This window comes from Anoxybacillus sp. ST4, from assembly GCF_019448545.1.
Taxonomy (GTDB): domain Bacteria; phylum Bacillota; class Bacilli; order Bacillales; family Anoxybacillaceae; genus Anoxybacillus; species Anoxybacillus pushchinoensis.
Genome location: NZ_JAHZOE010000015.1, coordinates 37,982 through 52,731, shown reverse-complemented (window position 1 = coordinate 52,731; position 14,750 = coordinate 37,982). Strand labels below are relative to the sequence as shown.

The 14,750-nt window shown below is 40.4% G+C and carries 14 protein-coding genes, 1 other RNA gene, 1 pseudogene and 1 riboswitch; of the genes and pseudogenes, 5 read left to right on the top strand and 11 right to left on the bottom strand.

The window, feature by feature from the left end:
* Positions 1-123: 123 nt before the first annotated feature.
* From K1I44_RS10350 to K1I44_RS10320, 7 genes and pseudogenes are all read right to left on the bottom strand, one after another.
* Positions 124-645: pseudogene (locus K1I44_RS10350) on the bottom strand (carboxypeptidase M32); the annotation flags it as partial.
* 52 nt (positions 646-697) lie between these two features.
* Positions 698-2,626, bottom strand: a complete 1,929-nt coding sequence (locus K1I44_RS10345) for an ATP-dependent DNA helicase (protein ID WP_219986098.1) — start codon at positions 2,624-2,626, stop codon at positions 698-700.
* A 97-nt stretch (positions 2,627-2,723) separates the two neighbouring features.
* The gene (locus tag K1I44_RS10340) at positions 2,724-3,875 is read right to left on the bottom strand and encodes a THUMP domain-containing class I SAM-dependent RNA methyltransferase (RefSeq protein WP_219986097.1); all 1,152 of its coding nucleotides are present in this window, start codon (positions 3,873-3,875) and stop codon (positions 2,724-2,726) included.
* A gap of 13 nt (positions 3,876-3,888) precedes the next feature.
* A complete protein-coding gene (locus K1I44_RS10335) occupies positions 3,889-5,616 on the bottom strand; it encodes a putative bifunctional diguanylate cyclase/phosphodiesterase (protein WP_219986096.1) in 1,728 nt (575 codons plus the stop codon).
* Positions 5,617-5,673: 57 nt separating this feature from the next.
* Positions 5,674-6,064: RNase P RNA component class B (rnpB, locus tag K1I44_RS10330), an RNA gene on the bottom strand.
* Positions 6,065-6,131: 67 nt separating this feature from the next.
* On the bottom strand, positions 6,132-6,428 hold the full coding sequence (gene gpsB, locus K1I44_RS10325; RefSeq protein WP_003396051.1) for a cell division regulator GpsB: 297 nt from the start codon (positions 6,426-6,428) through the stop codon (positions 6,132-6,134).
* 124 nt (positions 6,429-6,552) lie between these two features.
* The gene (locus K1I44_RS10320; RefSeq protein WP_219986095.1) at positions 6,553-6,786 is read right to left on the bottom strand and encodes a CotD family spore coat protein; all 234 of its coding nucleotides are present in this window, start codon (positions 6,784-6,786) and stop codon (positions 6,553-6,555) included.
* Positions 6,787-7,156: 370 nt separating this feature from the next.
* Here K1I44_RS10320 and K1I44_RS10315 point away from each other — a divergent pair, with 370 nt between their 5' ends.
* The 4 genes from K1I44_RS10315 to K1I44_RS10300 are packed head-to-tail and all read left to right on the top strand — an operon-like array spanning position 7,157 to position 9,536.
* Positions 7,157-8,524, top strand: coding sequence for a globin-coupled sensor protein (locus tag K1I44_RS10315; protein WP_219986101.1), 1,368 nt, complete (start codon positions 7,157-7,159; stop codon positions 8,522-8,524).
* Positions 8,525-8,547: 23 nt separating this feature from the next.
* Positions 8,548-8,889, top strand: a complete 342-nt coding sequence (locus K1I44_RS10310; RefSeq protein WP_003396043.1) for a hypothetical protein — start codon at positions 8,548-8,550, stop codon at positions 8,887-8,889.
* Positions 8,855-9,250 (top strand): ATP-binding protein, encoded by a 396-nt coding sequence (locus tag K1I44_RS10305; protein ID WP_219986094.1) that lies wholly within the window; start codon positions 8,855-8,857, stop codon positions 9,248-9,250. Before K1I44_RS10310 ends, K1I44_RS10305 begins: the two co-directional genes overlap by 35 nt.
* A complete protein-coding gene (locus tag K1I44_RS10300; RefSeq protein ID WP_003396035.1) occupies positions 9,243-9,536 on the top strand; it encodes an STAS domain-containing protein in 294 nt (97 codons plus the stop codon). Before K1I44_RS10305 ends, K1I44_RS10300 begins: the two co-directional genes overlap by 8 nt.
* A gap of 20 nt (positions 9,537-9,556) precedes the next feature.
* Here the strand turns inward: K1I44_RS10300 and K1I44_RS10295 are convergent, their stop codons facing one another.
* From K1I44_RS10295 to thiM, 4 genes are all read right to left on the bottom strand, one after another.
* Complete coding sequence (locus tag K1I44_RS10295; protein WP_219986093.1) at positions 9,557-10,693, bottom strand: fused response regulator/phosphatase; 1,137 nt, start codon at positions 10,691-10,693, stop codon at positions 9,557-9,559.
* 97 nt (positions 10,694-10,790) lie between these two features.
* Complete coding sequence (locus K1I44_RS10290; RefSeq protein ID WP_003396031.1) at positions 10,791-11,552, bottom strand: enoyl-CoA hydratase; 762 nt, start codon at positions 11,550-11,552, stop codon at positions 10,791-10,793.
* A gap of 117 nt (positions 11,553-11,669) precedes the next feature.
* On the bottom strand, positions 11,670-12,323 hold the full coding sequence (gene thiE / locus K1I44_RS10285) for a thiamine phosphate synthase (RefSeq protein WP_219986092.1): 654 nt from the start codon (positions 12,321-12,323) through the stop codon (positions 11,670-11,672).
* Positions 12,324-13,115, bottom strand: a complete 792-nt coding sequence (gene thiM / locus K1I44_RS10280) for a hydroxyethylthiazole kinase (RefSeq protein WP_091702548.1) — start codon at positions 13,113-13,115, stop codon at positions 12,324-12,326.
* Positions 13,116-13,175: 60 nt separating this feature from the next.
* Positions 13,176-13,291: riboswitch (TPP riboswitch) on the bottom strand.
* A 162-nt stretch (positions 13,292-13,453) separates the two neighbouring features.
* Between thiM and hcp the strand changes: the two genes are divergently transcribed.
* Positions 13,454-14,743 (top strand): hydroxylamine reductase, encoded by a 1,290-nt coding sequence (gene hcp / locus K1I44_RS10275; RefSeq protein ID WP_003396025.1) that lies wholly within the window; start codon positions 13,454-13,456, stop codon positions 14,741-14,743.
* Positions 14,744-14,750: the final 7 nt, after the last annotated feature.

Here is a 14,750-nt window from a genome sequence, read left to right as displayed (position 1 = left end):
ATCATTTGTAATTTTAAGACGTTTCATGTCCTTTCCGCTCCTTTTATACGTGGGTATTTAGGAGCAGTATAACCATGGAAAAAGGTGTTCATACAGAAGTCATCATCTTAAAGTGCATGTATATAATAAATCGACTGTTACACCCGGTTCATATAAATCTAATAGCGTATTATATGGGTGCCCGTTTGTTCCCCAATATGTAACGAAACGTTTTGTAAAATCAACAAGCTGTTTTAAATACGGTTCAAAAAGGGAAAAATCAGATTTTGCTTTCGCTTCTTCCCATACGCTTTCCGCTTTTGATTGCAAAATGACAAATTGTTTATATTCATCCGCAGGAATTTTTTTATTGCGTTCATACTCTTTTTGACATTCTGCTAACGTATAACGGGTAACAGGCGATAATTGTTCTTGTACCGACTTAGCGGAAAGCTCCGCAATATATGCGGCCATTTGCTCTGAAGTCGACATACGAAACACTTCTTGCGACAACATGCCGATCACTTCAGAACGTTGGTCAACCCCTTTTCTCGGTGCCCCTGTACGCAAATCCCAATACATAAGGGAAATGGCTTCTTTATATGCCATCATTTTTTTGACGTATTGTCGAAATTGCTTTTCTACTTCTTGAATATTCGTTTTCATCTTCTTCCCTCCATTCTGTATTTGTTATTCTACAATACTTACAATCATTCCTTTATTTTTGTTGTACATCTGTCGGTAATACACGTTTGATCGCCTCGATCACTTGCATCGGTTCATCATCTGTTACAAAAATACATACGATTCCTCGATCCTCACGTTGACGAATAAGGCGCCCGACCCCTTGTCGCAATCGTAAAATCATATACGGAACATCAACTTCCCAAAACGGATTGTCCGTTTCCTTTCGCTTCGCCTGAAAAACAGGGTCATTCGGAGGATAAGGAAGCGCCCAAATAATCACGTTGCTTAATGAAGGGCCTGGAATGTCCAATCCTTCCCATAAATGTTGGGCACATAAAATCGTTTCTTCTTCGTTTTGAAAACGGGAAACAAGCTCGCTAATTTCTTGATCCCCTTCAAATAAGAAAGTAAATTGTTCTTCACGTTGGGCGCGAGCTTTAAATTCATTCAATTGTTCACGCGTCGGGAACAATACGAGAGCACGCCCATTCGTTTCGCGGATTTTTTCTAAGGCATACGCATATTTTTCTTCAAATATACGTTCGTTATTTCCAAATATCGGCATGTAAATTTTCATTTGTTCATCATAGTCAAACGGGGAATCGACATGAAACGATACATATTCGTCAATTCCTAGACTTTTTGCCATATAATCAAATGATTTTTCATTTGACAGTGTGGCAGACGAAAAAATAAATGGCATACGTTTAGAAAATACTTTTTCACGCAACACTTCTTGTACCGTTCTCGGCATAATGACAAGCGTATTGCTATCTAGCGACGATTCAAGCCATGTAATTGCATCCCGATTATGAATAAATAAGTGTAAGGAGTGATGAATTTGATCTAGGTACTCATCCACAACTTTTAATTGATACTGGTCAATTGTGTACGTCTCACTTTCGAAGACGAGTTCATCGCCAATTTGCTCAACTTTCGTTTGCAATGTTTGCGCAAGTTGCAAAAGAGATGGAGTAAACGTTAATTCTTGACGATTCGATCCCGGTACAGCTTTCGCATGATTCATTAATTCATCAAAAAAACGTACACTAAGTTCTAATGTATCTTCAATTAAGTAAGCTAATTGTTCACGAATATCATTTTCTAATAAACGAGAAAGCAACGTCTCTAACGTCGTTTCTTTCATACGATACGTCAACGCTTTTTGCGCCGCAAACTCTAATAAATGCCCTTCGTCAAAAATGACACAGCTCGCTTCAGGCAAAAGAGGGAGCTGCCCCTCACGTTTCCGCGCTTCATACGTCCAAATATGTTCCATATAAAAATCGTGGGAACAAATAATTAAATCGGTTGCTTTTCGATAATGATCGCGCGATAACGTTTGACCACAACGATGACGTTTTTCGCACGCTAAACAGTCTTGGAACGGATCCCAAGCAATTTTTGACCATTGTTCATCACTTAAATGAGCATAATCTTTCCGATCACCGTAATGATAGAACGTTTGAAGTGGAGCATGGTCATGAACAAATGGAGGCAATTCATCAAAAATTTGTTCATACAATTCCTCTTCTTCGGTCATTAATACTTCGTCCAATTTGTTTAAACATAAATATTGATCGGGCGATTTGGCTAATCGAACATCAATATCCATGTTTAAGACGCGCGAAATTTTAGCGATATCTCCTTCTTTTTTTACAAGCTGTTCAATTAACGTTTCATCTGCGCAAGCAATAATCGCTGGTTTTCCGATATAACGGGCATAGCAAATAGCATATAACAAATATACAATTGTTTTTCCTGTTCCTACGCCTGCTTCAGCAAACATCACTTTTTTCTCTCTAAATGCTCGCTCAAGCTGAAACGCCATAAAAATTTGTTCATCCCGTAATTCAAACCCAGCTTCAGGTAAAATGTCGTAAAAGACGTCTCCAATCCATTCGTTTAATTTATCAAAAAAACTTTCATTTTTACTTAATGCAAACGGATATTTGCTCATACTGTTTTAGCCCCTCCATCAATTTAAACGAAGTACACAAACATTAATTATCGATCAAAAAAAGAAAGAAGTCAATGAAGTTGAAAAGAAAAAGCTGTCAACAAGACAGCTTGTCATATGAACGGGGAGGACGAGGTCCCCAAAACTGATAATATTGCGTTTCAATAAAACCGTTAAATAGTTTCCGACGTTTCGTTGCTTGTTTCCCATATAACTGCTCAAATTGACGATGAGATGTCAGCATATAAATAGACCACGTATCAAGCGCAGCAAATGTTTTTCCCATCTCCCGATACAATTGCTCCACTTCTTCTTTCTCCCCTAATCGTTCGCTATACGGAGGGTTGCCAACAATTACGCCATATTCATCTTTCGTTCGGAAATCTTTTACTTGCATCTGTTTAAACGTAATTAAATCCGCTAGTCCGGCTTCTTGCGCGTTCGTTTTTGCGATATCAACCATGCGATGGTCAATATCAAATCCAATAATATGCAACGGTTGGTCATATCGTGCTAAATCTTCCACTTCCTCACGTGCTTCGTCCCATAAGCGCGCAGACATCCAATCCCATTGTTCAGATACAAAGTCTCGATTAAACCCCGGTGCAATATGTTGACCGATCAACGCTGCTTCAATGGCAATCGTTCCTGACCCACAAAACGGATCAACAAATGGGCGATCCGGTGTCCAATTCGTTAATTGAACGAGCGCTGCTGCCAATGTTTCCTTTAATGGTGCTTCTCCTTGTTTGACGCGATACCCTCTTTTATGCAATCCTGCACCGCTCGTATCGATTGTCAGCGTGGCAACATCTTTATGTAAAGCTACCTCAACGCGAAACAATGCCCCTGTTTCCTCAAACCAAGACACACGGTAATGTTGTTTTAAATGTTCAACAATTGCTTTTTTTACGATTGCTTGACAATCGGATACGCTAAACAATTTTGACTTGACCGATTTTCCGACAACAGGAAATTGAGCATCAATCGGCAAAAATTGCGCCCATGGAAGCGCTTTTGTTTGTTCAAACAACTCATCAAATGTTGCCGCAGGGAATTCGCCTACTTTTATTTTTACCCGATCAGCTGTTCGAAGCCATAAGTTCGTGCGACAAATCGCGCGCTCGTCCGCAACAAATGTCACTTTCCCATTTTCTACTTCACAGTTATATCCGAGTGCACGTACTTCATCTGCAACGATCGCTTCAAGTCCCATCGCCGCAGTAGCAATTAACGTTATTTGTCCCATGTCTGTTCACCTTTCATCTTATATATCTATCCCACTCTTGAATAAATGGTTGCAATTCATCAAATGGCATTGGTTTTGAAATGTAATATCCTTGTGCAAAATCGCACCGTTGCTCCTCTAAAAACGCATACTGTTGTTCTGTTTCAACCCCTTCTGCCACAACAGCTAAATGTAAATTGTGTGCCATCATAATAATTGTGGACACAATCGTCGCATCATCACTATATAAAGAGAGACGTCGAATAAATGATTGATCAATTTTTAAAATATCAATTGGAAAACGATGTAAATAACTTAAAGAAGAAAAACCTGTCCCGAAGTCATCAATGGCTAGTTTAAAACCACATTGTTTAAGCTGTACGAGTTTTTGAACAGACTCTTCAGCATTGGGCATAATCGTGCTTTCCGTCAGTTCTAATTTGAAAAAGCGTGGATGTACGTCGTTTTCTTTCACAATGGTCGATAATTGCTCGACAAAATCATCTTGTTGAAAATGTACGCCAGAAATATTTATCCCAATTTTCATATGTGGGGCGAATTCATGGATCGCCTTTATATGTATGCACGCTTGTTCAAACAGCCACTTCGTCATCGGAACAATAAGTCCCGTTTCTTCTGCAAGTGGAATAAATTGCGCAGGCGAAACGAACCCGATGTTTGGTTGCTTCCAACGCATTAACGCCTCAAGTGATTCAATTTTTTTCGTTTTCATATTCACGACTGGCTGATAGCAAATGAATAACTCATTTCGTTCCATCGCTTTTCGTAAATAATTTTCTAACGTCACAACCTCACTTTGATAATCCAATTTAGCTGTATATAACTCAAAGCGATTTCGTCCGCTTTCTTTCGCTTTTTGCATTGCACGATCGGCTCGGCGCAATAACGTTTCTTCGTCATCTCCATCGTTTGGATACATACTTATACCGATGCTTGCCGAAATGTATACGTCTTCCCCATTCAGCATAAATGGAACTTGAAGTGATTCAATCATCCGTTCTGCCATTGCGATTGCTTCTTGTACATCTTTTAGTTTAGGCAAAATAACAACAAACTCGTCCCCACCGATGCGTGCAAGCGTATCTTTCGTGCGCAATAACTTTTTCAAACGATTAGCCACTTTTTTTAATAGGATGTCTCCCCTATAATGACCGAGTTCATCATTAATATATTTAAATCGATCTAAATCGAGAAATAAAATCGCTAATTGCTGATTGTAACGCCGAGCTACATCAAGTAAATGTTGCAGACGTTTCGTAAATAGTTGGCGATTCGGAACGTTGGTCAATACGTCATAATTCGACAGCCGCGCCAATTGCTCCATCGTTCGTTTATGTTGTGTCACATCTGAAAAAATGGCCACATAATGCGTCGGTTTTCCAGTAGCATCGCAAATCGCTTTAATCGTTAACCATTCAACAAACAATTCACCATTTTTTCGTTTATTCCAAATTTCTCCCTTCCAAATCCCATGGTCACGTAACGTTTCCCACATGTTTTCGTAAAACGTACGATCATGCAATCCGGAGCGAAGAATATTTGTCTTCCTTCCGAGCACTTCCTCTTGTGTATAGCCTGTTACCGTTTCAAAGGCCGGATTAGCTAATAAAATATGCCCATTTTCATCGGTAACAATTATTCCTTCATCTGCCTCTTGAATAATAGTATAGGCAATAGCTAAAAATGTATCTACTTCAAACAACGTCGACATCCGTTTCTTCACAACACGCTCTCCCCTCATGTTTACAAAACAAAAACTCCCCTGACAATGTGCAGGAGAGTTATGCCACGAATCATGTTCTGTAAGCCATGTTCTGTTCCGTCGTACTGCAAACGGCTTGCGCCTCGTACTTCGGCGGTAATCATCTATCTACAGGCATCCGCCTGTCCTTCTCTCCGTTCATTTCCTTTGAGAAGGTGCCCCTACCATCATTTGGGTTTCTCGCTCGTGGGGTTTACCGCGTTCCACTCTTGCCGTTTCCAGCAAGACTACGTCACTGTGGCACTTTAAAGGTAGTCGAGCCATATCCGATACGGACGTAGGCTCTTTCCCTGCCGTCAGCCCAGCTTGCCGCCAGACTGCCCTAGCTTATGAATTCGCTAGGCACGAACACTACGGGCATCTCAGCACCGTGCGAGCATGGACTTTCCTCTACGATGCATATGCATCGCAGCGATTACCCGAACATGATTCATGTAAGCATATGATAGTATATCCGAAACGATAAGCCAAATCAATAGAAAAGGTTGGAATATTTATTCATACAGTTTGCTTCCGAAAACATGTTTTTCTAAATTGGAAAGACGTTGCAAAATATCAAAGTTCGTCGTTCCTGCTTGAGATGGCTGACGTTTTTGCGCCTCCTGCAATTGGCTTTTCAAACGTGTATTTTCTTGTTGTAGTTGTTCAATCATTTGATGAAATGTTTCATAGTCTTTAATAATTAAGTCGAGAAAGCGATCGACTTCATCTTGATTGTATCCGCGCATGCTTATTTTAAACTCTTTTTCAAGAATGTCTTTTGCTGTTAAGTTGATGCGATCCGAAAGCACGTTTGCTCACCTCAATTGTCTATGTCTACACCTATTCTTTCAAAAAAAGCAGTCATTGTCAATTTTTCATTTTCACAAAGTTCGTCTTTTTTTCGACAAAAAACCGAAGGCGTTTCGCCTTCGGTTAAAACGGTCTCGGAAACGGACCAGAACCTGGACAAACAACATGTTGATGCGATACATCGTTAACAACAGATTGCGTATGTGGAAAATAATGTTGATGCTGGAACAAATGATGATTCACATACGTCGTATGTGACGGATGAATGTGTGGCACAATCGTCATTTGCATTTGATGTTGTGTATAGCACTTCGTCGGATAAACGATTGGCGGCATCATATTTGGACGACAATGCATGTTTCATACCCCTTTCGTATTGAATTTCGTTACATTACTAGCGTATGTATCAAGGGGTATACATGTACTAATGGAAATACCTATTTTACATGAACGTATAAATGTTATGCTTCATATTAGCAAAAAGGACGACTGTAGCCCCGATTAAAACGAAAAATAAGTACAAAATTTTTTTACTCATCATTCTCTCTCCGTAGCTTATATTGTTCACAAATATACATTCTACTCGATTCAATTGTATTCGACAAGCCGGAAAAATATTGTCATTTTTTGCGCTTCCCTCGGAAATAAAATAAAAATTTTCCTTCTTCTTTTTTTGCACATGATATAATGTTTTGGGGGATTTTTTATGAAAATTGGAGGGAATGCGATGTCAAAATGTCCGTTTCATGCTCTTTTTAATGAACGTGGAGCCATTCAACTTTTTCGCAAAAAGCACCAACAAGAAAAAGAAAATACAACTTCTCGCTCTTCTACCACTGCATATGTTGCTACATATTATCGCCAACTCGCCTCAAGCGATCGGAAGCAACAAATTGCTTTTGTCCAATTAACAGAAGAAGATGTACAGCAGCTCGCCTCCATTCGCCCGCTGTTTGCTAAACATGTAGAGCGAATCGTGGATGCGTTTTATGATCAAGTTGGACAAATGCCGCATTTAAGAAAAATTATCGACCATCATTCCACAATCGATCGCTTAAAACAAACGTTACGCGCGTATTTAATGGATATGGTTTCTGGAGAAATTGGCGACCAGTATGTCATTCGCCGAAAAGTGATCGGCAATGTGCATAACCGAATCGGACTATTCCCAGAATGGTATTTAGGCGCTTACGCAATCATTCAAAATGAAGTGCTTCACATACTCATGGAGGAGTTACCTCCGACAGAGGCAACAGCTGTATACCGTTCATTCAACAAGCTTTGCTCTTTTGATATGCAAATTGCGATTGAAACGTATATTGAATCGTATACATCGTCTATGATGAAATTAAACGAAATTTCAGAGTTGCAACACCGCTTAACGGAATCGTCTACAACGCTCGCTTCAAGTGCAGAAGAAACGACCGCTTCAATCTTTGAAGTGCAAAAAAATGTGCAAAGTATGTTGAACGAAGTCACGTCTATCCAACGTCAATCCGTTCAAATGACAGAGCGAGTCGAAAAAGGAAAAGAAGATGTAAAGAAAACATTAACGAAACTTGATGGCGTTGCGAAGTTGATTGAAGGAACGAAATCGCTTACGAATGAACTAACAGATAGCTCTCGGAAAATTGGAGAAATTGTCAACGCGATTCGCAGCATTTCAAATCAAACAAATATTTTATCGTTAAATGCAAACATTGAAGCAGCAAGAGCCGGTGAACACGGTAAAGGATTTGCAGTCGTTGCCAATGAAGTGCGGAAATTAGCATCACAAACTGAGCAATCGCTTGACTACATTCAAAATCATATTGATGTTGTTCAACAAACGATTCGAAAATTTGAACATGCGTTCCAACAAATTGTAGAAGAAACACGAGCATTCCGACAAGCGAATGAAAGCATTATTCACATTTTTGATCAGTCCGTTACCGATGTGAAAATAACGAACAAAAAAATTGATCAATTCACTTCACTTATTGAACAGTTCCATCAAATGTTTGATGAAATTTCATCCGCTGCATCACAAATCGCAGAAATGGCGGAACAACTGAACGATTTAAACCAAGAACTGACTGACAAGTTCAATTCGTAAATGTTAAATGGAGGAAGAAATGAATGAAATCTCCACGACTAAAATACGAGCAACGAACGTTTACACATATCGATGAAATGGCAGAAACGTTACTTCACGAAATAAACGAACAGCTTATTCGCATCGACATGGGACTTCTCCCAAACGATGTGCAAACGCGCAATTACGCAAAATTTCGCCTTATGCATTTACAACGTTCATTTGGGGAGAACATTCCACTTTCATTTCGTTCAACGTACAACTCGTTATGGAGCCAATTGTATCGTCTCGAGCATCAAGATCATTACAAGCACCCGTACATTCAACAGCTTTTGATTCAGCTAAGAAACAATGATTCAAGCTCAAGTCAACGAAACAAATTATAGCACGATCATATCGGCGATGCTCGAGCAGTTAGACGATCATATTCAACTTGATGATATGCAAAAATATACGGTCCAACTTGTGTTGTGGGAGCTTGTCACAAACGTCATTCGTCACTCTACAAAAAAATGCGCTACTGTACATATGTGCTGGTCAAATGACATGATCGTTATTGAAGTAGCTGATGAGGGGGATGGATTTCAATGGGAGGAACAACTAAATGCCCCACCTCCTCAACTCGCCCACCAAGGAGGACGAGGACTGTTTCTTATCCAACAACTCGCTTCACATTTTTCATTTGATGAGAAAGGGAAGCATGCTATCGTCAAGATTGCGAGAAAAAAGGGGGAAAATCATGATTGACATTGTAAAGTATGATGACAAAATTGTTGTCTCTTTTCAACAAGACATTAATTTTGAAACGTCACGTGTTATGGAAGAAACGATCGAATCCCAGTCGTGGAATACATCTCATTTACAAATTGACTTATCATCTGTACGATTTATCGATAGTTCTGGCGTACGTTTGCTCATTAGTTGGTTGTATCCGTTGAAAGATCGAATGAGTATAGAAATGACAGGTGTTTCTGCACCGATTAAACACATATTATCTATTTGTCAACTCGATCAAATTGTAAACATCAAATAAGCGATCTGTTAACAGATCGCTTATTTGATATGAATAGAGACGAACGTCATGTCGTCATCTCTTTTGCCATGTTGCGTTTGTTTTTTCATATTCTCTACCATATGTTCAAACGAGCGAGCGGTACGCATCGTATGCATAAGCTGATTGGAACAATCTTCGCCTAAAACTTCTATGAGTCCATCTGTATAAAGCGTAAGATAAGCATGGCGTTGAAAATGAATGCTCCCCTTTTTATATGGGGGGGTTGAAACGATGCCAATCGGAATGCCTCCTTCTTTTAACAATACTGTTTTTTGATCGTCCATGAATATGGCAGGAGGATGTCCTGCATTGACATACTCGATGACTTTTGTTTTTACATCAATGGTTCCATAAAACGCTGTAAAGTAATATTTCGTTTCTTTCCCGAATAACTGGAATGCGTGGCGATTTAATTCATGTACAACAGTAAGCGGATCTGTCACCTTCGTCATTAAACCGTGTAATAGCGAGCGAATCGACATGGCAACAAGGGCTGAAGCCACACCGTGTCCCATGACATCAATAATGATAAAAGCATATAAATGCGGGCGAACTTGTTGCCAAAAATATAAATCGCCAGACAACTGGGATGACGGAATATAATGACCGATAAAATGAACATCTTCATTATTCATTGGTTCTGGAAGCAATCCTTCTTGAACGAGACGCGCTACACGCAAATCTTCATTCATCTTTTTTTGCATCGTCCACATATGACGATAACTTTCCATATATGCTTCATTCGTTCTTTTCAGTTGATCCATCGTTTCTTTTTGACGATACGCTAACTGCACACGAGCAACAAGTTCGATCATTGTGAACGGCTTACGAATGTAATCAAACGCCCCCGATTTAAATGCTTCTTCTAGCTTTTGTTCATCATCACATCCCGTGACCATCAACACTGGAACATGTTGGAGTTGCTCATGTTGTTTCAACCGCCGACACCATTCAATACCATTCGTTCCCGGCATGCAAATATCCATTAAAATGACATCTACATGTTGTGAAAGTACAAATGCGTACGCTTCATCTGCATGTTCGAACGGATAAATGGAGATATGTTCAATATGCTCAAGCATCGCCTCCATCATTTCTAATGTCGGCATATAATCATCAACAATAACCACTTTCATTTTTGGCCGCCCTTTTCAACGTAATTTTCCTCTATTTCATTTATACACATCATACATTGAAAAAGGCTAGTGCAAAAATGAAAGTTTCGCAAATTTTTTATTTCCCGCTAAAATGAGGACGGCGCTTTTCTAAAAAGGCTCGAATGCCTTCCTCGTGATCTTTTGTTTTGCGCATATGTGCTTGATACACCGTTTCCATTTGCAACGTCTTTAACAATTGTTCTTCGCTTAAACGGGCATATAACTGTTTTGTCGCAATCATGGCACGAATCGGTTTAGATAACCATTCATTCACTTTTTGTTGAACGGTTTGCTCATTACCGATTTCATCAACGATCCCCATTTCGTATGCTTCTTGTGCACCCATCACTTTCCCTTCCCATATGACTTGCTTAGATTTTACATCCCCAATTTTCCGTTTTAAAAAGAAATGTCCACCCCCATCTGGGATGAGTCCAATTCCAATAAAATTCATGGCAACACGGGCTTGCTCATTTGCGATAACATGGTCACAGGCGAGCGCTAAACTAAATCCTAATCCGGCTGCGGCCCCATGCACGTAACTGATCGTTAGTTTTGGTAATTGATGCAATGTAATAGCAATTTGTTTGATTGTGTCCATTACAGTTATGAATGAATGTTCATTCGTTGATTGCAACATCGTTTTAATGTCGCCACCTGCACTAAACGCCTTACCGCGACCGCGAATGATGACGATATCCGCTTCGCTGTTTTCCACTTCCTTTAACGCCTCAAGCAATTCGAGCAACATTTGCTCATGCAAAGCATTTAATGCATCAGGACGATTCAATTCAATCGTTGCCACTCGGCCCTCATATGACAAAATAATATGTTCCATTCTCTCCATCCCCTCTCTCATTTGTTCGCTGTTCTTTTTCGACGCATATAAATAAAATCCTGCAAAAAACAAAGCGAGTTTTACATACGATTGTTGTCACCATAAAAAAAGACGACATTACCCGTCGCCTCTTCGTTTCGCATGCATCACTGTCTCATATAAACGTTTTGTTTGTTCACAAATATGTTCCGCACGACAAATGGCAGAAATGACAGCAATTCCGTCTGCCCCCGCTTCAATGACTTGCCGTGCTGTTTGTTCTGTAATTCCACCGATAGCAACGAGCGGAACGTGCTTTTCATAGGTGCGAATATGTTCAATCATTGCCAAACCACACGCTTGCTTTGCATCATCTTTTGAAACGGTCGGAAAAATAGGACCTAATCCAACATAATCAGCGTGAGCGGCAAGCGCTTGCTGCACTTCAGCGAGGTTGTGAACAGACACTCCTAAATATTTATCCCCTATTCGATCTCGAACACGCGCTGCCGCTTCATCATCTTGACCAACGTGAACACCATCTGCTTGTAAAGCAAGCGCTAAATCGACATCATCATTTACAATGAACGGAATGTTGTGATCTTTGCATCGTTCAAACAATTTCTCAGCTAAACGATATTTTTCAAGCCCTGTCAGCGCCTTCTTTCCTTTTTCCCGAAACTGAAACATCGTAATTCCACCTTGAATCGCCTCATCAAGCACAGTGAGCGGATCTCTTGTACAATCGCCACTCCCCATAATAAAATATAGCGACAACATATGTTTCATCATTCATTCCCCTCGAATTCGCGCATATGTATCGACTTCTTCTGCCGTCGTCTCATATAAAGCATTTAAAAAGGCAAGTTGAAAAGCCCCAGGCGCTTTTGCATGTTTTGCTGCTTTTTCGGCTGCTACCCCGTAGTAAGCGAGCGCTGCGACAGATGACTCGATTACATTTTCTCCCACACTAGCAAACGCGCCTAACACCGCGCTTAACAAGCAGCCTGTCCCTGTCACTTTCGTCAACATTGCATCACCATTTGAAACGATCGTTACACGCTCCCCATCTGTCACAATATCATCTTTTCCAGTTACAACAACTGTACAACGAAATGTACGCGCCGCTTTTTTCGCTACATGCACGACATCGCCTTGAACGTCCCCTGCATCTACTCCTTTTGTACGCACTTGTTCTCCGGCAACGCTTGCGATTTCTGACGCATTTCCGCGCAAAATGGAAACGTTCACTTCTTGTAATATACGCTGCGCTGTTTTTGTACGGTATGCCGTCGCACCTGCTCCAACAGGATCAAAAATGACTGGAATGTTTACTTCATTCGCTGCCTTTCCAGCAATAATCATAGCTTCTACGTCTGTTTCATTTAATGTTCCGATGTTTAATACGAGAGCGCGAGCCAAACGAACCATATCACTTACTTCTTCTTTTGCATACGCCATGACAGGAGACGCCCCAACAGCAAGTAAACCATTGGCCACAAAATTGGTTACCACGACATTCGTCATATTATGTACGAGCGGCGATTGTTCCCTGACGAGCGTTAGCCATTGTCCAGCTTTCATCACTCATTCCCCCTTTAAAAAATAAAAAACTAGTCGGACAGAATCGACTAGTTTGTATTTACAAAACATAGCCTACTTCCCTCCGCTGGTATAAACCAGATCAGGTTCAAAGGGTTGGAAAACTGATTGCGCGTTTTCCTCTCAGCCATCGCCATCCGGCACCCCTAGTAGTTTCGTTCATTCAGTTTTCTTTATTTTAATACATTTTTCCTCGTCATTCAATATAAAGCATTGTCAATTTTCGTTCACATTTTTGCATAAAGGTGTGATACATATCACTTACGCCGTTGTTATTTTTCCCTATTGTTAAAGTGTTAATAAGAAAAGGAGGGGTTTTCATGTTTTGTCATCAATGCGAACAAACACCAACAGGGGGATGCACGGTTGTCGGCGTCTGCGGAAAAGATGAAACGATTGCAAGCTTACAAGATACAATCGTATTTGCACTGAAAGGAATTGCTGCCTATCGCACACATGCTCACCAACTCGGATACACTGATCCATTTGTGGATACAACGACACATGAAGCGTTATATATGACGTTAACAAACTCTAATTTTAACGTACAAGAACATTTAGACATGGCAATGAAAGTCGGAAAAGCTGCGATTCGTGTGATGGAACTGCTCGACCGGGCACATACAGAAAGACTTGGCATTCCTCAACCTGTTCGTGTATCCCAAAATAAAATCGAAGGAAAATGTATTCTCGTTACGGGACATAACTTATTTGCACTTGAACAATTATTGAAGCAAACAGAAGGAAAAGGGATTAACATTTACACGCATTCCGAAATGCTACCAGCACACGGTTATCCGCAATTAAAAAAATATAAACATTTAAAAGGGAACGTCGGAAAAGCATGGTACGACCAACGTCGCCTATTCGAAAAATTCCCTGGTGCCATTTTAGCAACAACAAACTGCGTCATGCCGATTAAAGGTTCATACGCTGATCGCATGTTTTCATATGATGTAGCAGGATTAGAACATGTACAAAAAATTGAAAACGATGATTTTACACCACTCATTGAGAAGGCGCTACAACTTCCAGAAGCGAATATCGAATCAGACGAAACGTTAGTTACTGGCTTCCATCATGAAACAGTTATTCAAATCGCACCGGAGATTATTCAAGCTGTAAAAGAAGGAAAAATTCAGCGCTTTTTCGTGATCGCAGGCTGTGACGCTCCTGGGAAAGGTGGTGAATATTATCGCTCCCTAGCGACATCTTTGCCAGACAACACTGTTATCTTAACAACGTCTTGCGGAAAGTTTCGCTTTAACGATGTCGATTATGGTGTTGTTCCTGGCACAAACATTCCACGGTACATTGACTTAGGACAATGCAACAACTCGATTTCAACAGTGAAAATTGCGATGGCGCTTGCGGAGGCGTTTGAATGTGAAGTGAACGAATTGCCTGTTAGCATCGTCCTCTCATGGTTCGAACAAAAAGCGGTTGCTATTTTGCTCGGATTGTTTAGTTTAGGTATTCAAGATATTCGAATTGGACCAAAAGCACCCCATTTCGTTTCTGAAGGTGTATTGCACGTATTGCAAGAAATGTTCGGTCTTAAACTGATTGGCGATGTCGAAGAGGATATGCAAGCTATGTTAGCACACTAAAAGGGCT

Coding starts and splice junctions, on each gene's coding strand:
- K1I44_RS10345 (WP_219986098.1), bottom strand. CDS start 2,626: ATGAGCAAATATCCGTTTGCATTAAGTAAAAATGAAAGTTTTTTTGAT.
- K1I44_RS10340 (WP_219986097.1), bottom strand. CDS start 3,875: ATGGGACAAATAACGTTAATTGCTACTGCGGCGATGGGACTTGAAGCG.
- K1I44_RS10335 (WP_219986096.1), bottom strand. CDS start 5,616: ATGAGGGGAGAGCGTGTTGTGAAGAAACGGATGTCGACGTTGTTTGAA.
- K1I44_RS10320 (WP_219986095.1), bottom strand. CDS start 6,786: ATGCATTGTCGTCCAAATATGATGCCGCCAATCGTTTATCCGACGAAG.
- K1I44_RS10315 (WP_219986101.1), top strand. CDS start 7,157: ATGTCAAAATGTCCGTTTCATGCTCTTTTTAATGAACGTGGAGCCATT.
- K1I44_RS10310 (WP_003396043.1), top strand. CDS start 8,548: ATGAAATCTCCACGACTAAAATACGAGCAACGAACGTTTACACATATC.
- K1I44_RS10305 (WP_219986094.1), top strand. CDS start 8,855: ATGATTCAAGCTCAAGTCAACGAAACAAATTATAGCACGATCATATCG.
- K1I44_RS10300 (WP_003396035.1), top strand. CDS start 9,243: ATGATTGACATTGTAAAGTATGATGACAAAATTGTTGTCTCTTTTCAA.
- K1I44_RS10295 (WP_219986093.1), bottom strand. CDS start 10,693: ATGAAAGTGGTTATTGTTGATGATTATATGCCGACATTAGAAATGATG.
- K1I44_RS10290 (WP_003396031.1), bottom strand. CDS start 11,552: ATGGAACATATTATTTTGTCATATGAGGGCCGAGTGGCAACGATTGAA.
- thiE (WP_219986092.1), bottom strand. CDS start 12,323: ATGATGAAACATATGTTGTCGCTATATTTTATTATGGGGAGTGGCGAT.
- thiM (WP_091702548.1), bottom strand. CDS start 13,115: ATGAAAGCTGGACAATGGCTAACGCTCGTCAGGGAACAATCGCCGCTC.
- hcp (WP_003396025.1), top strand. CDS start 13,454: ATGTTTTGTCATCAATGCGAACAAACACCAACAGGGGGATGCACGGTT.